Consider the following 22,658-nt stretch of genomic DNA (forward strand, 5'->3'; position numbering starts at 1 on the left):
CCCGAATGGGCGCGGTCTGGCGCGCCCTCATTCGGACCCTGGGCCGTTGCTCCGCTTGAGGCGGGTCAGCAAAGCGCTGAAGGTCTCGGGAAGCGGTTCTTCGGCCACTTCCGCATAGGCGCGCCGCAGATGCGCGGACACCCAATGATCGGTGTTTGTCTCCGGCTGCACGGTCATTCTGCCGTCGCGGCTGCTGCTGTCTGCCGCGTTGGTTTCGTCGTGGCGCGGGCTCCGATCGCCGCGCCAGTTTCCGCCCCCCGGGGTACGGTCGTCGATGGACCGCCGTGGACCGGGGGAGACTGCTGTGAGCCACATGGTTTCGCTCCGCCCGTTCAGGGACCGCGACGGGGCCATCGTCGAGACTTCGTGGCCCCCTCGCCTCTTGGTCCGTGTGTTACCGCCCCTGGCGTTTGCTCGGCCCAGGGACGAACGTTGGACGGAAACGTTTCACGCCGTGTATCGGTTCCACGACCCGCATTTCATACGAAAGGAGACGTGGTTTGCCGCCGAGCGGATCAAGAGACTCATTCGCAAGAAGGAGGTGGGGCGTCATTCCGGCATGCAAAGAGGCCGGGCGGGGGCCCGGCCTCTCCAAAACGCCTGAGGCCCCCTGGAGGGGGCGGCCCCGGACCGATGGGGCCCGGTCAGGGATGTGCCTGACGCCGCTGGCCGGCACGCAGGACGCCGAGGCTGGCAAGCGCCCCCAGCATCAGAGGCAGCGCGGGCGGAACCGGCACCACCGTCTGGCTGTCGGTCTCGTACCCGAATGTCAGGTCGTCGAGGGCGATGAAGGCAGTGCGGTCGACGTAGTTGGAATCGCCGCGGAATACCGCCGTGCCGATCGCCACGTCGCTGCTGAGGCCCAGGAACGTGTCGATCCGGTCGTTGCCCTGGCCCTCCGCCGACGTCCGGCCAAGATAGGTGCCGCCGCGGTCATAAAGGTCCAGATAGAACGTCATGTCCTGCAGGAATGGGTTTCGGTCGTCGTCATTGCCGAAAAAGCTGCCGACCTCGAACACATCGATGCCGTCGCCGAACGACACGGATACGCGCTGGGTGCCGCTTCCGGGGGCCGGGCTGATGAACGAAATCCCCGTGCGCGGCAATTGGTTGTCGTTGGCCGGCAGGATCGCGGTGGTGCTGCTGAACGTGATCTCAGGATGAATGGTGTCGAGCGGCCTGTCGCCGGTCACGAACAGCGTGTTTGAACTGGTGAAGCCCGTCGGCGGAATCTCCGTCAGCACGGCTGCATGTGTGGATGCGGCACTCAGGCCGCACACGGCAGCCACGGCGGTCAGCCCGATCTTGGCGTGTCTCATGGATGGCCTCCTCTCGCCACGTCCCCTGGACGCGGGCGCTCCGATGGTCCCCCGGTGCCTCCCTCGCAAGTCTGCGGGCGCTGCGACCGCGCCTCAAGCGCAGTCGTTGTGTGATCGCAACGAGAGGGCGGGGCCGATGGTTTTACCCGTTAGAGGGTCGGTTCTGTCCGACCAAGACCCTGCTGAACTTGCGGGTGTAACGGTCGCTGGCTGTTCGCTCGGACGGTCTCGTGGCAACCGCGCGGGGCCGTCCGGCGAGGGGGTGCGACTCGACGCGCGCGGTCGCCGACATGCAACCGCCCGCCGCGCGGGGCGTTGTATGAAAGCCCGCAGGGGCAAGCGCGGCCGCACCCGCGTGAGCACCCGCGTGATCCGTTCCACACCCTCCCATCCCCCCCTGGAGGCGCACCATGAGCCCAACCCACCTCATCGGCATTGCCGAGCGGATGTTGCTCGGACTCGTGGTCGTGGCGACGATCGCGGCGGTCGGGCTGGAGATCTGGTCGGTCTATCTCAGTCGGGTCGTGACCCTGGCCGACATTCTGCTGCTGTTCCTGTATGCCGAGGTGCTCAGCATGGTGAAGGTCTATTATGCGCGGGAGCGGGCGGCGTTTCTGTATCCCATCCTGATCGCCATGACGGCCCTGTCGCGGCTGATCGTGCTGCAGAGCAAGGAGATGGATCCGCGCGCCATCTTCTTCGAGGCGACGGCCATCCTCATCCTGGCCGTGGCCCTGGTGCTGATGCGCTCGCCGGTGCTGCGGGGGCTTGTGGATCGCAGCCTGGGCGACCGGCCGACCGGCCATCCGGTGATGCGCGACGGCCGGGCGCAGGACCACGACGAGGATGCGTTTGCGCAGAACCGGGAGGCGGGGGCGGACGGGTCCTGAGGGACCCGCGCGGCCCTCAGCCGCCCGCGCCCGTCGCCATGGCCAGCGGATCCACGAGCCGGTCGAAGGACTCGGCGTCCAGCAGGTCCAGCGTCAGCACGGCCTCGCGCAGGGTCGTGCCCTCGTGCGCGGCCTTGTGGGCGGCCTCGGCGGCGCGGTCATAGCCCACCGCCGGGGCCAGGGCCGTGACCAGCATCAGCGAGCGCCCGGCCATCTCCGCCAGCCGGTCGTCCTCGGGCGTCAGACCGGCCACGCAGCGGTCGGCGAAGGACCGCGCCGTGTCCCCGAGCAACCGGATCGACGACAGCACGGCGTGGATGATGACCGGCTTGCCCGTGTTCAACTCCATCTGCCCGCCGGCCGCCGCCTGCTGGACCGTCACGTGATGGCCCGCCACCTGGGCGCAGACCATCAACAGCGCCTCGATCTGAGAGGGATTGACCTTGCCCGGCATGATCGACGAGCCGGGCTCGTTGGCGGGCAGGGCCAGTTCGCCAATGCCGCAACGCGGCCCGCAGCCCATGAAGCGGATGTCGCCCGCGATCTTGGCCAGAGCGGCGGCGGTGCCGCCCAGGGCGCCGGACAGGTCCACGAACACGTCATGGGCGGCGTTGGCGGCGAAGTGGTCCGGGGCCTCCGTCACGTCCAGGCCGGTCAGCCCGCCGACCTCGGCCAGGAAGCGGGGGACGAACCCGGGCGGGCAGTTCAGGCCGCTGCCCACAGCCGTGCCGCCCTGAGCCAGCGGCAGCAGGTCGGTGGACAGACGGCGCAGGCGGCCGGCCGCGCCCTCGACCTGGGCGGCGTAGCCCTGGAACTCCTGACGCAGCGTCACGGGCACGGCGTCCTGAAGGTGCGTGCGCCCGCTCTTGACACGGTCGCCGAACGCGGCGGCGCGCTCCGAAAGGGAGTTGGCCAGGTGGTCCAGCGCCGGCGACAGGTGGTCGCGCAGGGCCAGCAGGGCGGCCAGGTGCATCACCGTCGGGATGGTGTCGTTGGATGACTGGCTGCGGTTGACGTGGTCGTTGGGATGCACCGGCGCCTTGGCCCCCAGCGGCTGGCCGAGGCGCTCGTTGGCGCGGTTGGCGATCACCTCGTTGGCGTTCATGTTGGTTTGGGTGCCGCTGCCGCTCTGCCACACGGGCAGGGGGAAGTGATCGTCCAGCAGGCCGTCCGCCACCTCGCGGGCGGCCGCCTCGATGGCCGCGCCCAACTCGGGGTCCAGCGCCTCCACCGCCACATTGGCCCGGGCCGCGGCCTGTTTCTGAAGCCCGAGCGCGTGGATCAGCCCGGGCGGCAGGCGCTCGGTCCCGATCGGGAAGTTCTCCAGCGCCCGCTGGGTCTGAGCGCCCCAGTAGCGATCCGCCGGCACCCGGACGGGGCCGAGGCTGTCGCGTTCCTCCCGGTCGTGTGGGCCGGACATGGCGAAGGTCTCCGGTCTTCGACGGCGGACCGGCGTCAGCCGCCGACCGCCGGTTTCATGTTGTAGACGTGCAGCCCACCCGGGTGGCTGCTCTCGCTGTGGCGCGACGTCGCCTGATCCGCGGGGGTGTCCCCGGACGCCGGCGCGCGGGTGATGGCGCGCAGCACGCGGCCCACGGTCGCATCGCCGTCCACGCCCAGGGCCAGATCCGCGAGCGACAGCACGCCAGCCAGCCCGCCATGCTCGTCCACCACGCACAGGCGGCGCAACCCTTCGCGGGCCATCAGGTCGGCGGCCTCGCGGATGGTGTGCTGGGTGGGGCAGGCCACCACGCGGTTGGTCATGATGTCCGAGACGGCGTGCGCGCGGGCGTCCAGGTCCTTGCCGACGCAGCGCACCGCGATGTCGCGGTCCGTCACCGTGCCGACCACGCGGTCGCCGTCCAGCACGATCAGCATGCCCACGTTTTCCGCGCGCATCTGTCGGGCGGCGTCGGCGATTCGGTTGTCGGAATGGACCGTGCGGACCCCCTGCGTCATCACGGCCCCGGCGGTGGTGTCCGGGCGGTCGGGGTCGCGATCGGTATTGAGGGCCCGCATGGCGTCGCGGATCTCGGACAGCGGCGGCGACGGGCCACCGCCCATGTTCTCCTCCTCGGCGACCAGCAGTTCCAGGGCGTCGTGCTCCCACTGGCGGAGCACGGCCAGTTTGTCGCGCCGGGACAGTTCCTCGCGGGCGATCAGTTCGGACGGCGTCATGTCGCCGATCTGATAGCGCATCAGAGTGGTTGGCTCGGTGCGTGTGTCATCGGTGGGCATGGTGGCGGTTCCTCCTTCACGGGACCGTGGGGGCTCTGGCGAGGACCCGAGTCCGGGCCGAGCGGTCGCTACAGCACCGCCCAGCCCGCCAGTCCGAACGCGACCCCGGCGACCGCCAGGGCGACCATCATCAACAGGCCGTCCTCGACGGTCAGGGCGAGGCCGAACACCGTGATCGCCAGCGAGGGCGGGCCCACACCCCCCGGGATGATCGCCAGAGGGTACATGGACAGCGCCGTGGCGATGATGACCAGGATGGCGGCCACCCGCCAGGGCCCCTGGGTCAGGTCGCGCAGCCGGGGCCGCGAGATGAGCGCCAGACGTTCCAGCCAGGGGCGGATTTTCCGGATCGCGCCCACGGCCTTGTCGCCGTCCACGGCGGCATCGGCGAGCCGCCGGGGCAGCCAGGGCGGCCCTGTCCGAATGAGGCTCTGCGCCAGCATCAGGGTCAGGACCGTGGCCAGCAGGATTCCCGCCCCCGGGATCCAGTTGATCGGGGACAGCATGACAAGCCCGATCGCGAACACGATCGGACCATAGGTCCGCCGGCCCAGCGCCGACAGCAGGGTGTCCACGGACACCGTGTCTTTCTGCGCCGCGCTGTCTTCCAGGGCGTCGAAAACTCCGTTCACGGACTGCGGCATGCGATTCGGTCCTCCGTCGTCAGGCTACCCGGTCAACGCCTCAGGCCGGTCGGGGTTCCTGCGGGCTGGACGGGGGCCGGCCTCCCCGGCCATTCTCGTGGCCCGGTGTTCTGATCCGCGTTGATCCGGACGAGTCCGGTCGATCGCCGATCAGGATCACGAGGTCGGGACCCACAGGAGAGACGCCCATGCCCTATCTGGTCGGTCAGGATACACCCCGGGAGCCCGCCGGGACCCGATTCCGCGCGCTCATGGCGCGGGACGGCGGCATTCTGGGGCTGCCCGGCGCGCACAACGGCATGGCGGCGTTGCAGGCGCGCGCGGCCGGGTTCGAGGCGCTGTACCTGTCCGGGGCGGCCATGACCGCCTCCATGGGGCTGCCCGACCTGGGGCTCATCACCGTGGACGAGGTGTGTTTCTTCATCCGGCAGGTGGCGCGGGCGTCCGCTCTGCCGGTGCTGGTGGATGGCGACACCGGCTACGGCGAGGCGCTCAACGTCATGCACATGGTGCGTGCGTTCGAGGACGCCGGGGCCGGCGCGGTCCATATCGAGGATCAGCGCCTGCCCAAGAAGTGCGGGCACCTGAACGACAAGACGCTGGTGGATGCGCGCGAGATGGCGGCCAAGGTGGCGGCGGCGGCGCGGGCGCGGCGGCATCTGGTGGTGATCGCGCGCACCGACGCGGCGGCCAGCGAGGGGCTCGACGGCGCGGTGGCGCGCGCCCGTCTGTACGTGGAGGCGGGCGCGGACGCCATCTTCCCCGAGGCGTTGACCAGCCCCGACATGTTCCGGGCCTTCGCCGAGCGCCTGCCGGGTGTGCCGCTGCTGGCCAACATGACCGAGTTCGGTCGCACACCCCACCTGACGGCCGCCGAGTTCGAGGCTTTGGGCTATCGCATGGTGATCTGGCCGGTGTCGTCGCTGCGGGTGGCCAACAAGGCGCAGGCCCGCCTTTACGAGACCTTGCGGCGCGAGGGCTCGACAGAAAGCCTGCTGCCGGAGATGCAGACCCGCGCCGAATTGTATGATCTTCTCGATCTGGCCGGGTACGAGGCGCTGGACGGCTCCATCATCCGCTCGGTGGTGCCGCCGCCGGTGGAGGGATCGTAGGCGCGTGGCTTGGCTGGTCCGGCCGAGGACAGGGGATGGGCAATGAACGAACAAGGCGCCGTGGGGGAGCCCGCGAAACTGGCGTGTTACCCGGAAACCGTGGCGGGGGGGTTCTCGTCCGTCGATGGGACCGTGCAGTTCTACAACAGGGTGAACGCCCTGATCGGGCCGGACCATACGGTTGTCGATCTGGGCGCCGGGCGCGGCAGTGTCTCGGAGGACCGATGCGCCTATCGCCGCAGTCTGGCCACGCTGAAGGGCAAATGCGCCCGCGTCATCGGGGTCGATGTGGATCCGGTGGTGCTCACCAATCCTCTGGTCGATGAGGCCCGCCTGATCGGGGCCGATGGCCGTCTTCCGCTGGAGGATGGGTCCGTTGACCTCATCGTGTCGGATGCCGTTTTCGAGCACATCGCCGAGCCCCGACGGTTCGCCGAGGAGATTGACCGGGTTCTCAAACCGGGCGGCTGGGTCTGCGCGCGCACGCCGAATCGGTGGGGCTATGTGGGGGTGGCGGCCAATCTGGTGCCGAACGCCTTCCACAATCACGTCCTGCGCAGGGTGCAGCGGCACAGAAAAGAGAAGGATGTCTTTCCGACCACGTACACACTGAACACCCGACGACGGATCACGCGGTACTTCCCGCCCGATCGGTTCAAGACCGTGATGCTGTCATGGAACGGCGAGCCGGCCTATTTCGGCCAGTTTGTGCCCGCCTGGTGGGTCATGAAGGTCGTGTTCTGGCTGATGCCGCCGGCGTTCGGGGCCGCGTGGTTCATCTTCATCCGGAAAACGGGGTGAGCCCACCCCGCCTCTGACACGAGGGCATCGGCCGGGTGGCCGGTGCGCCCTGACCGTCAGGCCGGACACCAGCAGCAACAGAAACGCGATCATCACGGCCGGGATCTGCAGGCTGAAGTCCATGGTGGCATGAACGCCCACCAGCACCGCCGCCGCGACCGCCAGCACGGGCCGTTCCGGCTCGCGCGCGCGGGCGACACCCCGCGCGCCCCGGGCCGTCAACAGCAGCAGGGCGACGAACACCAGACCGGCCGCGGGCAGGCCCAGGTCCATGGGCAGTTCCAGCCAGTCACTGTGACCGCGATAGAGGAACTTGGTCACGGTGTCGTCGCGGTACAGGCGGAAGGCGGACTCGAAGGTGCCCAGGCCGTGCCCCAGCCACGGCCGGTCCTGGATGGCCTCCACCATCAGCGGGTAAACGGCGAAACGGCCCGTGTCGGCGTCGGTCTCGACGGTGGCGAAGCGGGACAGCGTGCCGTCGGCGCTCAGCATCACGTTGACGGTGAGCAGGACCACCACCCCGCCCACCAGCGCGAGCCCCACCCGGCGCAGGCCGGGGCGCATCCGCGCCATCCACAGGCCCAGAAAGGCCACCGTGCCGGCGCAGAACGCCACCAGACCCATGCGGGATTCCGTCAGCAGCAGGGCCACGGTGCCGACCGCGATGACGGCCACGGGCAGCACGCCCTGGGACCACAGGCCGTCCTCGACGGCCATCAGCACGCGCGTGCGCAGGGCGGCGTCTCCGTCGGCCACGCGCCGGACATGGCGCAGCAGCAGGGCGAGGGCCGCCAGCACGCCCAGTCCGGCATAGGTGGCGTAGCTGTTGCGATTGATGAACGGCCCGGTGACCGTGCCGAAATAGGCCTCCTTCTCGAACCACAGCACCAGATCCAGGCCCGACAGCACCATGGCCAGCCCATAGGCCGCGCAGACGCCCTGCACCGCCACGAACACGGTCAGCAGCAGGGTGGCGTTGCGCTCCCGCCGCGCATGCAGCGCGATCAGCAGCGCGAGGCCGATCCAGGTCACCCATGTCCCCACGGCCGCAAGGGTCCGCTCGGGCACCAGGGAGATCGTCGCCGGCAGGTCCGAGGCGGGCAGCGCGCGGGCGGCCTCGCCCCAGGCGGGATGCGCCCAGCCCGTCAGCGCGGCAAGGGCGGGCAGGGCCTGCAGCAGCGCCCAGATGACCACGACGCCCACCAGGGCGCCCGCGATCCACAGGCTGCGGGGCAGGTCGGCCAGCGGCATCGGACGCCCCAGCCGCCAGCGCTGCACCGCGTAACTGAGCAGGCCCAGGCCCACCAGCACGGAGATGAGGTCCATCCACACGGGGCGGGCGCTGCCGAACGGGATCGGGCTCAACACCACCAGCAGCACCAGGCACCAGAACGAGGGCCCTCGCATTGGCCCCCTCAGGGGGGCGCTGCGGTCGCGGCCGCCGGCGGCACCAAGCGCGGGGCTCATAATCCGATCTCCGGGGCATGCAGGCGCCAGCGGTCGCGCAAGGCCGGGTCGCGCCGGGTCAGGACCTCGCCCAGCCACGCCAGCCGGTCCGACGCGGCGGCCCGCGTTTGAAACGCCCGGGCCACGTCGTCGCCGGGATGCAAGGCCAGCAGCCCGCGCAGGTCCTGGCGCATCATGGCCATGAAGGGCACGGTCCAGACGCTGCTCAAATCAAGCGCCCGTTCCAGACGGTAACCCGTCAGTTCGGGTTCGACCGCCGTGAAGGCATAGGACTGGCGCAGCGCGCCGAAGGCCGCCGCCGGCTCCGCCTGCTCCAGCCAAAGGGCATGGGACAGGTGCGCCCAGGTCTTGGGGTGCACCGGGTCGTGCCGCAGGGAGCGGCGCGCCAGCGCGGCCGCCGTGCCCGCGTGGGCCCTGGCGCGGTCGGCCTCTTCGGCGGCGGCGGCGTCATCGGCGATCATCAGATGCACCCCGGCCCATCGCCGCAGGTCCTCGCCGCGCCGGGCGGCGGGGGCCATGGCCTCGTAGAGCGCGATCGTCCGCACGCGGGTCTCGGTGCGCAGGGCCTCGTCCTCGCCCTGCATCCGGTCGGCGGCGGCCTGGACGTACTGGGTCGGCGGGATGCGGTCCAGGTCGCGCCGCAGGCCCTGGACGCCGACCGCGATCAGGGCCAGGGCCGCCAGCCCCAGGACCAGCGCGGCGGCGCGGTCGCGCATGCCGAAGGCGCGGCGCGGACGGGGCGTGTCAAGCGTGTCAGTTGGCATAGTAGTGGCCGTATTGCCCGTAATAGGATGCATAATCGCCGTAGCCGTACCGCGAATGCTTGCGCAGGTCCACCTGCGTCATCACGGCGCCGCCGATCTCGACATCCGCCTTGTCCAGCATGGCGACGGCGGACTTCACGCCGTCGCGCGCCATGGCGGCCCACTGCACCACCAGCACCGTGGTGTCGGCGAGGCGGCTGAGCACGATGGCGTCCGAGACCGCCAGCACCGGCGGCGAGTCGATCAGCACGAGGTTGTACTGCTCGCGGGCCGCCTCGACCAGGTGCGCCATGCGGTCGGAGCGCAACAGGGTCTGCACGTCGCGGCCCTGGCCCGAGCCCAGGATCAGGTCCAGGTTGGAGACCTCGTCGGTGATGACGCACGCCTGCCAGCGCGCTTCGGCCCCGGACAGGTAGGCGTCCAGGGTGGGCGCCCGGTCCTCGTCGCGTTTGGCCTTGGCGCGACCGGAGAGCGTGGGCCAGACCCGCCCCCGGCGCAGGTCCGCCTCGATGAACAGCACCCGGCGGTCGCCGGCCCGCGCCAGCAGCCGGGCGAGACAGAGCCCCAGCGTGGTCTTGCCCTCGCCGGGCAGCGATGAGGTGACCAGCACCGTGCGCGGTGGCGGCGTGCGGCCATAGGTCAGGGTGTTGAAGGCCGAGCGCAGGGCTTCCGCGTAGGCCGAGGTGGGGCTGCGCACCACGTAGTCGAACGGCGCCTTGCCGCGCAGCTTGCCGCGCGGCAGGCGGGGCACCATGCCCAGACCCGTCACGCCGGTGTCGCGCTGCACGTGGTCCAGGCTGCGGTAGCCCCGGTCCAGGGCCTCCAGCAGGATCGCGAGTCCGACGCCCACGGCGGAGGCGAGCACCAGCACGACGGCCAGGACCAGCTTCTTTTTCGGATAGGATGGCGCGGCCGGCGGCTTGGCCTCCGAGATGATGCGGGCATCCGCCTGTTGCAGGCCCTCCTGACTGGCGGTTTCCTTGGACCGCGACAGGAAGTTTTCCAGCAGCACGCGGCTGGATTCGGCCTCGCGCTCCAGTTCGCGCAGTTCGACGCGGGCCGCCTCGACATTCGAGCTGGTGGCCTTCAGGGCGTCCAGGCGGGTTTCCAGCGCCTTCACACGGCCCCGGGCGACCTGCACCTCGTTGCCCATGCCGGCGACGATGCGGTTGACCTCGACGGCGATCTTGCCGCGGATGTCCTGCAGTTCCGCGTTGACCTTGGAGACCTCCGGATGCCGCTCGCCGTAGCGGTTGGAGATCTCGGCGCGGCGTTGCTGGATCTGGGCCTCCTGCTCGCGCAGCCGCTGCACCAGGGCCGAGTCCAGGACCGCGCCCAGCGCGGATATGGCGCCCCGGTCCGCCAGGTCCCGGACCTGGGCATAGCGCGCCTCGGCGGCCGTCAGGTCGTTCTGGGCGGTGATGAGCTGCGAGTTCAGCTCGGCAAGCTGCTGTTCGCTGACCGTCACCCGCTCGGATGCCTGGATGATCTGGTTTTCCTCGCGGAAGCGCTGGACCGCCACTTCGGCTTCGCGCACGCGCTGGCGCAGGTCGCCGATGCGGGTGCCGAGCCAGCGGGTCGCGCGCTCGATGGCCTCGAACTTGGCTTCAAGCTGGTCGGTCAGGTACAGATCCGCCAGCGTGTTGGCGAGGGCCGCGCTCTTGTCCGGACTGCCGGTCTCGAACGAGACGCGGATGGTATAGGAGCGGTCGGGGTTGGACACGGACAGCGCCGCGCCCACGGCGTCGATCACGCGGTTGCGCTGCCGGGCGCGCTGCTCGGCCTCGGACAGCACCGGGCCGGCCTCGGGCGACAGGCCCAGCGCCGTCAGCCACTCGGGCGGGATGTAGGTGCGGGGGTCGAGGTACTGCACGATCGGGTTCGGCGGTCGCAGGGCGCTGTTGAACTCCGGATCGTCGGTCAGGTTGCGGGCGTCCACCAGCTTGCCGAGCAGGCGTCCCGACTGGAGCACATCCAGCTCGGTGTTGATGACGCTGGCGTCCGGGGACAGACCGGACATGACCGCTTCGATGTCGATCACGCTTTCCTGGCGGGCCTCCAGGGTCAGCAGGGCCGTGGCCGTGTAGCGGGGACTGACCTGCACCAGCATCAGCGTGGCCAGCACCATGAACACCACGATGGTGCCCAGGATGATCGCCCGCCGACGCCAGAGCATCCGCAGGATGGCCATCAGGTCCAGGGCGTCGTCCGTCCGGGCCTGCCGGGCCGCGCCGCCGGGCCCCTCGTCCGTGCGCCGCCGCCGCCCCTCGGCCGGTGCCGGCGTTTCATGCATCAGGTTCACGCGCGTCCCCATCCCTGTCGGTTCCCGGCGGGCCCCTCGTCCGCCGCAGCAAGTATACGCGCGGGCGCTTAAGATTTCCTGAGTGTCTCCGCGCGCAACACGTCCAGCAGCGCGCGGAGGGTGTCGTCGTCCAGGTCCCGCAGCCGCCGCGCCAGTTCGTTGGCCACCTCGGTCGCCAGCGGCGACAGCCCGCCCGTGCGCAGGGTGACGCGCGGCGCGGAGACGGCGGCGAGGGCCTTCAGGGCCTCGGCCTCGTCCCAGATCAGATCGAGCGCGCCGCAGATCTGCATGACCAGACCCGGCTGGGGCAGGCCCCGGTGGCCGTGTTCCAGGGCCGAGAGATAGGCCGGCGAGACGGTCAGGCGGGCGGCCAGATCGTTCAGGCTCATGCCGCGTTCCGCCCGCAGCGCCCTTACCCGGGCACCGAAGGGCGTCACGGGCTGCGTCCCTCGCGGCGGCGCCGGAGCAGCACGTAGAGCGCGCCCTCACCCCCGTCGCGGATCTGGGCCTGGGTGACGGACAGCACGATGCGGCGCACGTCCGGCAGGCCGAGCCAGTGCGGGACGTCGCGGCGCAGCACGCCGCCGCCCTCGCGGCCGCTGCCCTTGCCGGTCACCACCAGCACGCAGCGCGCCCCCCGGTCGTGGGCGCGGTGCAGGAAGGCGGTCAGGGCGTGGTGGGCGCGCTCACGCGTCATGCCGTGCAGGTCCAGCCGCCCTTCGATGGGCATGCGACCGCGCCGGAATCGCTCGTGCGTGCGGCGGTCGATGCCGGCGGCCTCGCCGTGATGCGGGGGCGAGTCGCCCAGCCGATCCCGGCCGACGCGCAGGGCGGGCGGGGCGGTGACGGGTGCGGGCGGGGCGGCCGGCGACGGATCGGATGCCGCCGGGGCGCGGGGCGGCGGGGCGGTCCGCATGGGCTGGGCGCCCGCCACCGTGCCCGCGCGGCCGGCCAGCGGCACGGCGCTGCGGGTGACCTCCTGCCACAGGCGCAGGTCGGCCTCGGACAGGGCGGGCGGTCCGGCGCGGCGGGCTCTGTCAGACGGCGGCGCCATCGGCCGTGTCTTCCACCATCACGATATGGAGCCGACGCGGCCCGTGCGCGCCGAGCTGAATGGTCTGCTCGATGTCCCCGGTGCGCGAGGGGCCGGTGATGAGGTGGACCGTGCGGGGCGGGCCCTCCGGCGCATGGGCGCGCAGCCGGGCCCAGGCGTCCTCAAGGCCGCCGACCACGTCCGTTTGCCGCACCACGACGATATGGGTGTCCGGCAGCATGTTCAGCGTCGAGGGACTGTGCGGCCCGGAGGCCATCATCAGCGTGCCCGTCTCCGCGATGCCGGCCAGGGCGTGGGCGACCCCCACGAGATCGTCGCCGGTGGGGGTGCCGCGCCGCTCGACGGTGAGCACGCCGCGGTCCTCCAGGCCGTCCAGGCGCGGATCGGCCGCCACGGCCACGCGGGTCGGCAGGTTGTGCTGGCGCAGAAAGCGTTCGACCGCCGCGCCCTCCGATCCGGGCGGGACCGTGGCGACGGTGGCGGCGGCGGCCTCCGCCGTCTCCAGGAACCGCCGCACCAGCTCCGCATGGGTGCCCCGGGCGATGGCCGGGACCACGTGGGCCGCGTGGTCCGCCATCCGCCGGTCCAGCTCGGCGCGGGTCGGGTCGGGCAGGGGGCCGCGTTTCAGCGCGGCGCGGATGCCGTTCAGGACGGTGTCGCGGTCGGAGCCTGTCACCAGCCGTGCTCCCTGTTCTGTGCGGGGGTCTTGTGCGGGGCTGTCGAATCGTGTCGTGTCGCGTCGCCGGGACCGGCGGGGCCACCCGCCCGCGACGGGCCGCGCAGTATACCGCGTCAGGCCATCCGGGGCGACCCGCTGTCGCCCGGCGCGCCGCCGCCCAGGCCGGGGCCGACGGACTCCCCGCCCTCGAACTGCCGGGCGAAGGCCCGCCAGTTGCCGGCGGGGGCGACCACGCCGATCCGGGGGTTGGCCGTCAGGGTGACCACCACACCCCCGAGCGACCAGATCACCTGCCAGTTGTGGGCGTTGCGCAGCATGCTTTCAATGGTGCGGTCCCGCAGCCGCTTCGCGATCCAGGGCCGCACGAAGAAGGCATAGGCGAACATGGCGCCGATCAGCACGAGCGTGCCGGCGACCAGATCGAGGGTCATCACGACCACGCTGGCGAGCAGCAACACCAGCAGGGGAACCACGTTCTCCCACGGATTGAAGACGGGCGAGCCGGTCCGGTTCAGGCGGGTGAAGTCGATGTGGATCGTGATCCGGTTTGCCGTGTAGGCCTCGATCAGCCGTTCATGAAGGCGATAGTCCTGGGCAGCCTTGGGTGAGCGCGCCATCGGCGTCGGAACTCCTGCGGAACCGGAAACGGCCCGCGACTCTAGTGGGTTTGCCCGCGCTTGTAACGGGCCATGAAGGTGCCGCCCGGGGGCGGCGCCGGCAGGTCGCGGACCTGTGTCCAGCCGCCCGCCAGGGGCAGCGACGAGAGCCGGCCGCGCCGTCCGGCCATCCGAGAGAGCATCCGGCCGGCCATCCCCGTACCCAGCCGGTACAGCGCGGGCCGCCGCGCCGCGAAGGCCCACAGCCGCAGACCCCAGCGCATCCGGGGCGGGGTCAGGTGGCGGGCGAACTCGTGCTCGCGCCAGTGTCGCAGCATGCGGGGCAGGGGGATCTTCATGGGGCAGACAGCCTCGCAGCGCCCGCACAGGGTGGAGGCGTTGGGCAGGCTGCCGGCCTCCTCCAGCGAGGCCAGCGCGGGCGTGATGACCGAGCCGATCGGCCCCGGATAGACCGAGCCGTAGGCGTGTCCGCCCACCGCGCCATAGATCGGGCAATGGTTGATGCAGGCGGCGCAGCGGATGCAGCGCAGGGCCTCGTGAAACTCCGTGCCCAGCATGCCCGTGCGGCCGTTGTCCACCAGCACGACGTGGAAGTGGTCCGGCCCGTCCGGGTCCTCCGGGCGGCGCGGCCCGGTCGAAAACGTGGTGTAGGACGACATGGCCTGGCCGGTGGCCGAGCGCGCCAGCAGGCGCAGGATGGTGCTGGCGTCCTCCAGAGTCGGCACGACCTTCTCGATGCTGGTCACCACGATGTGGACACGCGGCAGAAGCTGGGTCAGGTCGCCGTTGCCCTCGTTGGTGACGATGACGGTGGAGCCGGTCTCGGCAATCAGCAGGTTGGCCCCGGTGATGCCCACATCCGCGCCCAGGAAATGCGACCGCAGCACGGTGCGGGCCTCGTCCAGCAGGTCGCGCGGCTCCTCCAGCGCGCGGTCGGCGGGGAACTGGGGATGGTTCTCGCGGAAGGTCTGGGCGACCTGGCTTTTGCGCACATGGATCGCGGGGGCGATGATGTGGCTGGGCAACTCGTGGCGGAGCTGGATGATGTATTCGCCCAGATCGGTTTCGACCGGCCGCACGCCGTTCTTTTCAAGATAGGCGTTCAGCTCGATCTCTTCCGCCACCATCGACTTGCCCTTGGTGACGGTGCGCGCGCCGTGCTGGCGGCAGATGTCCAGCACCGCACGGCACGCGCTGTCCGCATCGCGGGCCCAGTGGACGTGACCGCCGCCTTCCAGCACCTTCGCCTCGAACCGCTCCAGGTAGTGGTCGAGGTGCTGCAGGGCGTGGTCCTTGATCGCCTTGCCGGCATCGCGCAGGGCCTCGAACTCGGGCAGGGCGGCGACGGCGATGCCGCGTTTGGCGCGGAAGCCGGTCTTCATGGTCGCCAGCGAATGGCGCAGGTTGGCGTCCGAGACGGCGCCCTTGATGTTGTCCTTGAACTGGCGGCTGGTCACATGCATCAGCGCGTCTCCCGTCCGTCGCCCATCGGACCGTCCCCGATGGGGGGCGCGTCGCCGGTCATGCCGGCGAGCACTTCCGCCACGTGGCGGACCTGCACCGGACTGCCGCGGCGCTTCAGCATGCCCGCGATGTTGAGCAGGCAGCCCATGTCCCCGCCCAGCACCATGTCGGAGCGGGTGGCCTCGATGTCATCCGCCTTGTCCGAGACCATGCGGCCCGAGATGTCCGGATACTTGACGCAGAAGGTGCCGCCGAAGCCGCAGCATTCCTCGGGCGCGGACAGGTCGCGGACCTCCAGGCCCTCGACCTTGGCCATCAGGGCGCGCGGCTGGTCCTTGATGCCCAGTTCGCGCAGCCCCGAACAGGTGTCGTGATAGGTCGTGACACCCTCCAGGCGGCCCGGCACATCCGTCCAGCCCAGCACGTCCACCAGGAACGACAGCAGCTCGTGGGTCTTGTCCGCCAGATGGCGGGCACGGTCCGCATACGTCGGATCATCCGCCAGCAGGGGCGGGTACTGGTGCCGGATCTGGCTGGCGCAGGAGCCCGAGGGCGCCACCACATAGTCCACGGATTCGGCGTTCAGCGCGTCCACCATGAACCGGGCCTGGGCGCGGGCGTCCTGGCGGTCGCCGCTGTTGAACGCGGGCTGTCCGCAGCAGGTCTGCCGGTCCGGCACGGTGACGGTGCAGCCGGCGTGCTCCAGCAGGCGCAGCGCCGCGAACGCGACCGTGGGGCGGAACAGGTCCGCGAGGCAGGTGACCAGCAGGGCCACGCGAGGCTTGGCGGGGAGCGGGGGAGTGTCGGCAGACATGCGTTTCCTGGCGGGACCGGGGGAGACTCGACCCATCTCTTACCACAGAACTCGGCCATGGCGGAACGGCCCCGCGCGGGGCGGGTCGGGCGGAACCCGGGTACGTGGGGGCGGGATCGCTCCACACTCCAGGATCGCGGGGCGGGGCGCGCCGGCGGGATTCGGAGCCCGAATCCGGAGCACCTAGGCCATTTGCCCTATTAATTTTCGGGGCATTTCTTGATAAATAGAACAGTTGCGCTGAGGTGCGGGCGCCGCAGGACCGCCGCCCCTGGTCATGGGACGACCGCCCTTTGGACCGCACCATGCCGACCCTCCCCTTGACGCGGCGGTCCCATGACGCAGACCTGGACCATTACCCATTGGCTGGCGGCCATCTTCATGGTGGCCGTGCTGGCGTCCGGGCTGCTGCTTGGGGCGATGCTGCAGTGGCAGACCAACGAGTCCGTGCTGCGTCTGGCCCAGAATCAGGCCCGAACGACCGCCCATCAGGTTTTCCAGAGCGTCTATGCCTCCATGCGGCGGGGCACCGCGCACGACGAAATCCGGGAGATCATGGCCCGTCAGAACGCCGGCCCCACCACCGGGACGGTCCGTCTGGTGCGCGGCGAGGCGGTGAGCGGGCAGTACGGGGTCTCGCCCCTGTCCAGTCACGGGCTCGTCACGGACCCCAAGGTCCAGGCGGTGTTCCGCAGCGGAGAGACCCGGTACGACATGGCCGATGGCCGGGTGAGGTACCTGTTCCCGCTGGTTCTGCAGGAGGAATGCGCGGCCTGTCATGCGGGCGCCGTGGGCCGCACGGTCAACGGGGTCATCACGGTGGATGTGGCCCTCGCGGCCCTGCGCCAGCCGCTGAGCCTGCTGTCGGACACGGCCTTCCTGGGCTTCATGGGGGCGCTCGTCGTGGTGTTCGGGGCGCTGTTCGTGACCGTGCGGCTGATGATCGTGCGGCCGATCCAGGCCCTGGCCGGGACGATGGGGCGGCTGGCGAAGGATCCGGTCCACAACGGCCGGGTCCTGGTCGGGAGCTTCCGGGCGCGGGAACTGCGCGGGTTGGCCGCCAGTTTCAACGACCTGATGGGCCGCGTGTCGCGCCAGCGCATCGACCTGGAGGATCAGGCCCGCGCGCTGGGGGATGCGCGGGACGCGGCGGAGGACGCCCGCATTCAGGCGGACGCGGCCAACATGGCCAAGTCGCACTTCCTGGCCTCGATGAGTCACGAACTGCGGACCCCGCTCAACGCCGTGATGGGCTTCGCCGAGGTGCTGCGTGACGAGATGTTCGGGCCGCTGGGTTCGGCGAAGTACCGCGAGTATGCGCAGGACATCCACGCCAGCGGCAGCCACCTGCGCGATCTGGTGGACGACCTGCTGGACCTCGCCCGCATCGAGGCGGACAAGTTCGAGCTGCATATGGAGCCCACCCCGGTCTGCACCGAGATCCAGGCCTGCATCGCTCTGTTCCGGGAGCGCGCGGCCGCCAAACGCCTGAGCCTCACCGGCAGTTGTCCCGGCGACCTGCCCCCCCTGATCGCGGACGGGCGGGCGCTGCGCCAGATGCTGTTCAATCTGGTCTCCAACGCCGTCAAGTACACGCCCGACGGCGGACGGATCCGCGTCAGCGCCTCGGCCACGGACACCACCGTCGCCCTGGCCGTGTCCGACACCGGCATCGGCATCAGGACCGAGCTCCATGAGCTGGTGTTCGCGGCCTATGGGCGGGTGCAGGACGTGGTCACCCGCGACATCGAGGGCACGGGGTTGGGCCTGTCGCTGGTCCGGGCGCTGATGGAGAAGCACGGCGGGGCCGTCACCCTGGACAGCACGCCGGGTCGCGGCTCCACCTTCACGCTGGTGTTCCCGCGCCAGGTCGGTCCGGACGAGGGCGACCGATGGACGGGCGTCGAGACGGCGGCGGCGTGAACCGCCGACCGGCGGCGCGCGTCCCGGTCTCTTCAAGGATCGGATGGGGATGGTGCGGGCGGCCGGGCTCGAACCGGCACGGCACATGCCAGGCGATTTTAAGTCGCCAGCGTCTACCTATTCCGCCACGCCCGCGTCGTGCTCCCCCCGGGGCGGAGACCCCGAAAGTAGAGCCATGCGTGTGACAACGCAAGGGTGAGATGAGGGGCGGACGGGACCTTCTGACTGCCAACCGTTTCGGGTGCGTCAGACCGGATGATCGGCGTCCGCCGGAATCCCCAACGGCGCGAAATTCGCGCGCCCTCGCATGGCCCGATGCTGGCGTAACGCCCAGGCCACGTTGGGGTAGGCGAGGTCGTTCCAGGGCAGGTCGTCCCAGCCGATCAGGGCCACCTCGTGGCTTTCCGGACCGGCGGCGTACTCGGGTGAGAGCATGCGCGCCCGGTAGACCAGATGCACCTGGCTGATGTGCGCCAGATTGTAAAGCGCCAGCAGGTCGGTGATCTCGACGCGGGCGCAGGCCTCCTCCCAGACCTCCCGGGCGGCGCCGTCCTCGGTGCTCTCGCCCAGTTCCATGAAACCGGACGGCAGGCACCAGTGGCCCTCGCGCGGTGGGATGGCCCGGCGGACCAGGAGATAGCGGTCCTCCCAGGTGCAGACGGCACCGACGATCAGTTTGGGATTGTCGTAGCGAACATAGCCGCAGTCGGTGCAGACCAGCCGTTCGCGGTCGTCGCCGTCGGGGACCATGGCCACCGTGGGACCGGCGCCCTTGGCGCCCCCCGGGACGGGCATGAAATAGGTCTTGTGGATGCGATCGACGCTCACCGCGGCTCCGCCCTGTGGGTCATGCGAGGCACCGGCCCCGCCAAAGGACGGGGCGCGGCTAGACCGTGATGTCCAAGTATGTCCCACGCGGGGCGTACGGGTCCAGGTCCCGGCCCTCGAAGCGGATCACATGGGGGGGCTGGTCGCGCGACGGGGCCGTGGCGGGATCACGCCCGGCGCCGGTCTGGCCGGTTCGGGCGCCCCGGTCGTCCACGGGTGGCACCGTCAGGCGCACGGAGTCGCTGCCGCGCGGGGCGGATGGGCTGGAGGAGGACGGGCCCGATAGACCCGGCACATCGGCCATGCGCGTCTCCCGTCAGAGAGGCTGGTCGGTCAGACCACGATGTCCACGACGGTGCCCTTGCCCGGCGCGGCCGCCGGGGTCACCGCCTGGGACGGCAATTCGGCCTGACCCCCGTTGGCGGCCAGCAGATTGGCCATCGACTGGTCGGACTCGGCCGCCATTTTCAGCATGGACATCTGGGCGTTCACGCTGGTCTGGGCCTGCATCAGGCTGACGGCTTCGCCGAGGGCGCTTGCGCTTGCCATGGCGCCGATGTTCATGGCCGTCTCTCCCCTGTCCGGTTCCGGGTACACGCCCCGGCCGGATCGGACATGGCCGCCGGCCGCGGGGCGGGACCGGGATCCTACCGATCGGACCCGATCCCATGACCGTCATCGTATCAGACCGTGACCGTCGTCACAAGGACACCGCACTTTCAACGTGTGATGTCGGGCCTTTTCATAAAATCACGAGCATTCATCCGGCGAGCGGGGCGGGATCAGGCCGCCACGCCGTGGCAGTGCTTGAACTTCTTGCCGGAGCCGCAGGGGCAGGCCTCGTTGCGGCCGATCTTGCCCCAGGTCGAGGGATCGGCGGGATCCCGGGACTCCGGGTCCACCCGGCCAGTGGACTCGGCCAGACGGGGCGCGGCGAGCCCTTCGCCGCGCGGCGCGCCCGCGCCGACCTGCTGTTCGGGGGCGTCGTGGTGCGCCTCCATCCGCGAGGGGGCGCGCGGCACCAGGGCATCCGGCGGCGGAGCCTCGCGGATCTGGACGTGCGACAGGTACTGGGTCACGCGCTCGCGCAGGGTCACCAGCATGGCCTGGAACAGCTCGAAGGCCTCCTGCTTGTACTCGTTCAGGGGGTCGCGCTGACCGTAGGCCCGCAGCGAGATGCCCTGGCGCAGATGGTCGAGGGCCAGCAGGTGTTCCTTCCACGTCTGGTCCAGGATCTGGAGCAGCAGGCTCTTCTCGATCTGGCGCAGGGTGTCGGCGCCGAACTGGGCCGCCTTCTGGGCGTGCTGGCGATCAGCGGCGGCGAGGATACGCTCCTCCACCTCGGCCTCGGCAATGCCTTCCTCCTGGCCCCAGTCCTCGCAGGGCAGGTCGAGGCCGAGCACGCGCAGGCATTCATCATGCAGGCCGGTCATGTCCCACTGATCCGGCAGCGCCTTGGCCGGCATATACTTGGGCACCATGGTCTCGACCACTTCGCGACGCATGTCCGCGACGGTCTCGCGCACGTCCTCGGCGTTCATCAGCTCGCGGCGCTGTTCGTAGATCACCTTGCGCTGGTCGTTCATCACGTTGTCGAAGCGCAGCAGGTTTTTCCGGATCTCGAAGTTGCGCGCCTCGACCTTCTGCTGGGCTTTCTCCAGCGCCTTGTTGATCCAGGGATGGACGATGGCCTCGCCTTCCTCCAGCCCCAGGCGGCGCAGCATGCCGTCCATGCGGTTGGTGCCGAAGATGCGCATCAGGTCGTCTTCCAGAGACAGGAAGAACTGGGACGCGCCCGGGTCGCCCTGGCGCCCGGCGCGGCCGCGCAACTGGTTGTCGATGCGCCGGCTTTCGTGACGCTCGGTGCCGATCACGAACAGGCCCCCGGCCTGCAGCGCCTGCGCCTTGCGCTCGCCCACCTCGTTCGTGATGACCTTGATGCGCTCGTCACGGGCCTCGCCCTCCAGGTCCGCCGGGACCTCCTGGGCGATGCGCATGTCCAGGTTGCCGCCGAGCTGAATGTCGGTGCCGCGGCCGGCCATGTTGGTGGCGATGGTCACCGCGCCCGGCACGCCGGCCTCGGCGATGATGAACGCTTCCTGCTCGTGGTGGCGGGCGTTCAGCACGTTGGCCTTGATCTTCTTGGTCTGGCGCAGGATCTGGGCCAGGTACTCGGACTTCTCGATGGAGACCGTGCCCACGAGCACCGGCTGACCGCGCTGATGGCAATCCTCGATCAGGTCCACGATGGCGTCGTACTTTTCCTTGGCCGTGCGGTAGACCTGATCGTCGCGGTCGTCGCGGACCATGTCCTTGTTGGTGGGCAGGTCCACCACCTCCAGGCCGTAGATCTCGGCGAACTCGCCGGCCTCGGTCATGGCCGTGCCGGTCATGCCGGCGAGCTTGGGATAGAGCCGGAAGTAGTTCTGGAAGGTGATCGAGGCCAGCGTCTGGTTCTCGTTCTGGACCTTCACGCCCTCCTTGGCCTCCAGCGCCTGATGCTGACCCTCGGAGTAGCGGCGGCCCTCCATGGCGCGGCCGGTGAATTCGTCGATGATGACGATCTTGCCGTCCTTGACCATATAGTGCACGTCGCGTTCGAACAGCACGTGGGCGCGCAGGGCCTGGTTCAGGTGGTGCACCAGCGAGACGTTGCCCAGGTCGTACAGATTGCCGGACTCGATCAGGCCCTCGTCCTTGAGCAGTTGCTCGGCGAACTCCGTGCCCTCTTCGGTCAGCGTGACGGAGCGCTGCTTCTCGTCCTTTTCGTAATGCTCCTCGGTCAGCTTCGGCATCAGCGCGTTGACCTTGCCGTACAGGTCCGTGCTGTCCTCCGACATGCCCGAGATGATGAGCGGCGTCCGCGCCTCGTCCACCAGGATGCTGTCCACCTCGTCCACGATCGCGAAGCTGAAGCCGCGCTGAACCATGTCTTCCAGGCGGAACTTCATGTTGTCGCGCAGGTAGTCGAAGCCCAGTTCGTTGTTGGTGCCGTAGGTGATGTCGCAGGCATAGGCGGCGCGGCGCTCCGCGTCGGTCAGGGGGTGCGTGATGCAGCCGACGGTCAGGCCGAGGAACTCGTGGATCTGGCCCATCCAGGCGGCGTCGCGCTGGGCCAGATAGTCGTTCACCGTGACGACGTGCACCCCCTTGCCGTCGAGCGCGTTCAGGTACACGGCCAGGGTGGAGACGAGGGTCTTGCCCTCGCCGGTCTTCATCTCGGCGATCTTGCCCTGGTGCAGCACGATGCCGCCCATGAGCTGCACGTCATAATGTCGCTGCCCGAGGGTGCGCTTGGCGCCCTCGCGCACGGTGGCGAAGGCCTCCTCCAGCAGGTCGTCCAGGGTCTCGCCCTTGGCGAGGCGGTCGCGGAACCACGCGGTGCGCGCCCGCAGGTCCTCGTCCGACAGCGCCTCAAGCTGGGGCTCCAGGGCGTTGATCGCCTCGACGGTCTTTCTCAGTCCCTTGATGTAGCGATCGTTGGCGGTACCGAAAACTTTGCGGGCAATGGCGCCGAACATGGAACATCCTCGGGAAGCGGGAAGGGTCGAGGCGTACGCCGGAAGGGCCGTGCCATGGGCACACGCACGCCTGCCGCGAGACCCGGGGCCGCGCGACCGGCAAGAGATAGAGAGCGCCGGGAGGGCTGTCAACGACGCCCGAGCCGCCGTGACGGCCCGTTCGGGCCCCGGCAGGGTGCCTTGAGGGCCCCTGCGGGCACCTGTGCAGGTGGTTGACGGCG

At 70.2% G+C, this 22,658-nt stretch carries 21 protein-coding genes, 1 tRNA gene and 1 pseudogene; 4 read left to right on the forward strand and 19 right to left on the reverse strand.

Going from position 1 to position 22,658, the window contains the following annotated elements; genetic code table 11:
• Positions 1 to 27 precede the first annotated feature (27 nt).
• Together GHC57_RS04905 and GHC57_RS04910 are read right to left on the reverse strand one after the other, a co-directional pair.
• Positions 28 to 177, reverse strand: coding sequence for a NepR family anti-sigma factor (locus tag GHC57_RS04905; RefSeq protein WP_153341775.1), 150 nt, complete (start codon positions 175 to 177; stop codon positions 28 to 30).
• A gap of 467 nt (positions 178 to 644) precedes the next feature.
• A complete protein-coding gene (locus tag GHC57_RS04910; RefSeq protein ID WP_153341777.1) occupies positions 645 to 1,319 on the reverse strand; it encodes a hypothetical protein in 675 nt (224 codons plus the stop codon).
• Between the two features lie 410 nt (positions 1,320 to 1,729).
• Here GHC57_RS04910 and GHC57_RS04915 point away from each other — a divergent pair, with 410 nt between their 5' ends.
• Positions 1,730 to 2,209, forward strand: coding sequence for a phosphate-starvation-inducible protein PsiE (locus GHC57_RS04915; RefSeq protein WP_211369121.1), 480 nt, complete (start codon positions 1,730 to 1,732; stop codon positions 2,207 to 2,209).
• Between the two features lie 16 nt (positions 2,210 to 2,225).
• Here the strand turns inward: GHC57_RS04915 and GHC57_RS04920 are convergent, their stop codons facing one another.
• From GHC57_RS04920 to GHC57_RS04930, 3 genes are all read right to left on the reverse strand, one after another.
• Entirely contained in the window at positions 2,226 to 3,629 is a 1,404-nt protein-coding gene (locus GHC57_RS04920) for a class II fumarate hydratase (protein ID WP_153341779.1), read from the reverse strand.
• Between the two features lie 35 nt (positions 3,630 to 3,664).
• Positions 3,665 to 4,447, reverse strand: a complete 783-nt coding sequence (locus GHC57_RS04925) for a CBS domain-containing protein (RefSeq protein WP_153341781.1) — start codon at positions 4,445 to 4,447, stop codon at positions 3,665 to 3,667.
• A 68-nt stretch (positions 4,448 to 4,515) separates the two neighbouring features.
• A complete protein-coding gene (locus GHC57_RS04930) occupies positions 4,516 to 5,091 on the reverse strand; it encodes an exopolysaccharide biosynthesis protein (protein ID WP_153341783.1) in 576 nt (191 codons plus the stop codon).
• Positions 5,092 to 5,279: 188 nt separating this feature from the next.
• Between GHC57_RS04930 and prpB the strand changes: the two genes are divergently transcribed.
• Both prpB and GHC57_RS19855 read left to right on the forward strand, forming a co-directional pair.
• The gene (prpB, locus tag GHC57_RS04935) at positions 5,280 to 6,203 is read left to right on the forward strand and encodes a methylisocitrate lyase (protein ID WP_153341785.1); all 924 of its coding nucleotides are present in this window, start codon (positions 5,280 to 5,282) and stop codon (positions 6,201 to 6,203) included.
• Between the two features lie 42 nt (positions 6,204 to 6,245).
• Entirely contained in the window at positions 6,246 to 7,004 is a 759-nt protein-coding gene (locus GHC57_RS19855; protein ID WP_153341787.1) for a methyltransferase domain-containing protein, read from the forward strand.
• 252 nt (positions 7,005 to 7,256) lie between these two features.
• Here the strand turns inward: GHC57_RS19855 and GHC57_RS04945 are convergent.
• From GHC57_RS04945 to GHC57_RS04985, 9 genes and pseudogenes are all read right to left on the reverse strand, one after another.
• Positions 7,257 to 8,471: pseudogene (locus GHC57_RS04945) on the reverse strand (O-antigen ligase family protein); the annotation flags it as partial.
• Positions 8,468 to 9,235, reverse strand: a complete 768-nt coding sequence (locus GHC57_RS04950) for a hypothetical protein (protein WP_153341791.1) — start codon at positions 9,233 to 9,235, stop codon at positions 8,468 to 8,470. The gene GHC57_RS04950 and the pseudogene GHC57_RS04945, both read right to left, overlap by 4 nt.
• Complete coding sequence (locus tag GHC57_RS04955; RefSeq protein WP_246152143.1) at positions 9,225 to 11,528, reverse strand: GumC family protein; 2,304 nt, start codon at positions 11,526 to 11,528, stop codon at positions 9,225 to 9,227. The genes GHC57_RS04950 and GHC57_RS04955 overlap by 11 nt, the downstream gene beginning before the upstream one ends.
• Positions 11,529 to 11,605: 77 nt before the next feature.
• Positions 11,606 to 11,974, reverse strand: coding sequence for a helix-turn-helix domain-containing protein (locus GHC57_RS04960; protein WP_170294687.1), 369 nt, complete (start codon positions 11,972 to 11,974; stop codon positions 11,606 to 11,608).
• Positions 11,971 to 12,591, reverse strand: a complete 621-nt coding sequence (locus tag GHC57_RS20400) for a Smr/MutS family protein (protein ID WP_153341795.1) — start codon at positions 12,589 to 12,591, stop codon at positions 11,971 to 11,973. The genes GHC57_RS04960 and GHC57_RS20400 overlap by 4 nt, the downstream gene beginning before the upstream one ends.
• Positions 12,575 to 13,267, reverse strand: a complete 693-nt coding sequence (locus tag GHC57_RS04970) for a LutC/YkgG family protein (RefSeq protein ID WP_343031112.1) — start codon at positions 13,265 to 13,267, stop codon at positions 12,575 to 12,577. The genes GHC57_RS20400 and GHC57_RS04970 overlap by 17 nt, the downstream gene beginning before the upstream one ends.
• A 116-nt stretch (positions 13,268 to 13,383) precedes the next feature.
• A complete protein-coding gene (locus tag GHC57_RS04975) occupies positions 13,384 to 13,887 on the reverse strand; it encodes a hypothetical protein (protein WP_153341797.1) in 504 nt (167 codons plus the stop codon).
• 41 nt (positions 13,888 to 13,928) lie between these two features.
• Complete coding sequence (locus GHC57_RS04980; protein WP_153341799.1) at positions 13,929 to 15,350, reverse strand: LutB/LldF family L-lactate oxidation iron-sulfur protein; 1,422 nt, start codon at positions 15,348 to 15,350, stop codon at positions 13,929 to 13,931.
• Complete coding sequence (locus tag GHC57_RS04985; RefSeq protein ID WP_153341801.1) at positions 15,350 to 16,165, reverse strand: (Fe-S)-binding protein; 816 nt, start codon at positions 16,163 to 16,165, stop codon at positions 15,350 to 15,352. Before GHC57_RS04985 ends, GHC57_RS04980 begins: the two co-directional genes overlap by 1 nt.
• A gap of 336 nt (positions 16,166 to 16,501) precedes the next feature.
• Between GHC57_RS04985 and GHC57_RS04990 the strand changes: the two genes are divergently transcribed.
• The gene (locus GHC57_RS04990; RefSeq protein ID WP_153341804.1) at positions 16,502 to 18,088 is read left to right on the forward strand and encodes a sensor histidine kinase; all 1,587 of its coding nucleotides are present in this window, start codon (positions 16,502 to 16,504) and stop codon (positions 18,086 to 18,088) included.
• 50 nt (positions 18,089 to 18,138) lie between these two features.
• Here the strand turns inward: GHC57_RS04990 and GHC57_RS04995 are convergent.
• From GHC57_RS04995 to secA, 5 genes are all read right to left on the reverse strand, one after another.
• Positions 18,139 to 18,223 (reverse strand) — tRNA-Leu (locus GHC57_RS04995).
• A 111-nt stretch (positions 18,224 to 18,334) separates the two neighbouring features.
• Positions 18,335 to 18,883, reverse strand: a complete 549-nt coding sequence (locus tag GHC57_RS05000; RefSeq protein WP_153341835.1) for an NUDIX hydrolase — start codon at positions 18,881 to 18,883, stop codon at positions 18,335 to 18,337.
• A gap of 91 nt (positions 18,884 to 18,974) precedes the next feature.
• The gene (locus tag GHC57_RS05005; protein WP_153341806.1) at positions 18,975 to 19,220 is read right to left on the reverse strand and encodes a hypothetical protein; all 246 of its coding nucleotides are present in this window, start codon (positions 19,218 to 19,220) and stop codon (positions 18,975 to 18,977) included.
• Between the two features lie 29 nt (positions 19,221 to 19,249).
• Complete coding sequence (locus GHC57_RS05010; RefSeq protein WP_153341808.1) at positions 19,250 to 19,480, reverse strand: hypothetical protein; 231 nt, start codon at positions 19,478 to 19,480, stop codon at positions 19,250 to 19,252.
• Positions 19,481 to 19,698: 218 nt separating this feature from the next.
• Positions 19,699 to 22,437 (reverse strand): preprotein translocase subunit SecA, encoded by a 2,739-nt coding sequence (gene secA, locus GHC57_RS05015; protein ID WP_153341809.1) that lies wholly within the window; start codon positions 22,435 to 22,437, stop codon positions 19,699 to 19,701.
• Positions 22,438 to 22,658 lie beyond the last annotated feature (221 nt).

The organism is Roseospira navarrensis (genome assembly GCF_009601025.1).
In the GTDB taxonomy this organism is placed as follows: Bacteria; Pseudomonadota; Alphaproteobacteria; order Rhodospirillales; family Rhodospirillaceae; genus Rhodospira; species Rhodospira navarrensis.

Excerpts from the sequence above, each read along its gene's own strand:
- GHC57_RS04905 (WP_153341775.1), bottom strand. The coding sequence starts at position 177 with ATGACCGTGCAGCCGGAGACAAACACCGATCATTGGGTGTCCGCGCAT.
- GHC57_RS04910 (WP_153341777.1), bottom strand. The coding sequence starts at position 1,319 with ATGAGACACGCCAAGATCGGGCTGACCGCCGTGGCTGCCGTGTGCGGC.
- GHC57_RS04915 (WP_211369121.1), top strand. The coding sequence starts at position 1,730 with ATGAGCCCAACCCACCTCATCGGCATTGCCGAGCGGATGTTGCTCGGA.
- GHC57_RS04920 (WP_153341779.1), bottom strand. The coding sequence starts at position 3,629 with ATGTCCGGCCCACACGACCGGGAGGAACGCGACAGCCTCGGCCCCGTC.
- GHC57_RS04925 (WP_153341781.1), bottom strand. The coding sequence starts at position 4,447 with ATGCCCACCGATGACACACGCACCGAGCCAACCACTCTGATGCGCTAT.
- GHC57_RS04930 (WP_153341783.1), bottom strand. The coding sequence starts at position 5,091 with ATGCCGCAGTCCGTGAACGGAGTTTTCGACGCCCTGGAAGACAGCGCG.
- prpB (WP_153341785.1), top strand. The coding sequence starts at position 5,280 with ATGCCCTATCTGGTCGGTCAGGATACACCCCGGGAGCCCGCCGGGACC.
- GHC57_RS19855 (WP_153341787.1), top strand. The coding sequence starts at position 6,246 with ATGAACGAACAAGGCGCCGTGGGGGAGCCCGCGAAACTGGCGTGTTAC.
- GHC57_RS04950 (WP_153341791.1), bottom strand. The coding sequence starts at position 9,235 with ATGCCAACTGACACGCTTGACACGCCCCGTCCGCGCCGCGCCTTCGGC.
- GHC57_RS04955 (WP_246152143.1), bottom strand. The coding sequence starts at position 11,528 with ATGCATGAAACGCCGGCACCGGCCGAGGGGCGGCGGCGGCGCACGGAC.
- GHC57_RS20400 (WP_153341795.1), bottom strand. The coding sequence starts at position 12,591 with ATGGCGCCGCCGTCTGACAGAGCCCGCCGCGCCGGACCGCCCGCCCTG.
- GHC57_RS04975 (WP_153341797.1), bottom strand. The coding sequence starts at position 13,887 with ATGGCGCGCTCACCCAAGGCTGCCCAGGACTATCGCCTTCATGAACGG.
- GHC57_RS04980 (WP_153341799.1), bottom strand. The coding sequence starts at position 15,350 with ATGCATGTGACCAGCCGCCAGTTCAAGGACAACATCAAGGGCGCCGTC.
- GHC57_RS04985 (WP_153341801.1), bottom strand. The coding sequence starts at position 16,165 with ATGTCTGCCGACACTCCCCCGCTCCCCGCCAAGCCTCGCGTGGCCCTG.
- GHC57_RS04990 (WP_153341804.1), top strand. The coding sequence starts at position 16,502 with ATGACGCAGACCTGGACCATTACCCATTGGCTGGCGGCCATCTTCATG.
- GHC57_RS05000 (WP_153341835.1), bottom strand. The coding sequence starts at position 18,883 with ATGCCCGTCCCGGGGGGCGCCAAGGGCGCCGGTCCCACGGTGGCCATG.
- GHC57_RS05005 (WP_153341806.1), bottom strand. The coding sequence starts at position 19,220 with ATGGCCGATGTGCCGGGTCTATCGGGCCCGTCCTCCTCCAGCCCATCC.
- GHC57_RS05010 (WP_153341808.1), bottom strand. The coding sequence starts at position 19,480 with ATGAACATCGGCGCCATGGCAAGCGCAAGCGCCCTCGGCGAAGCCGTC.
- secA (WP_153341809.1), bottom strand. The coding sequence starts at position 22,437 with ATGTTCGGCGCCATTGCCCGCAAAGTTTTCGGTACCGCCAACGATCGC.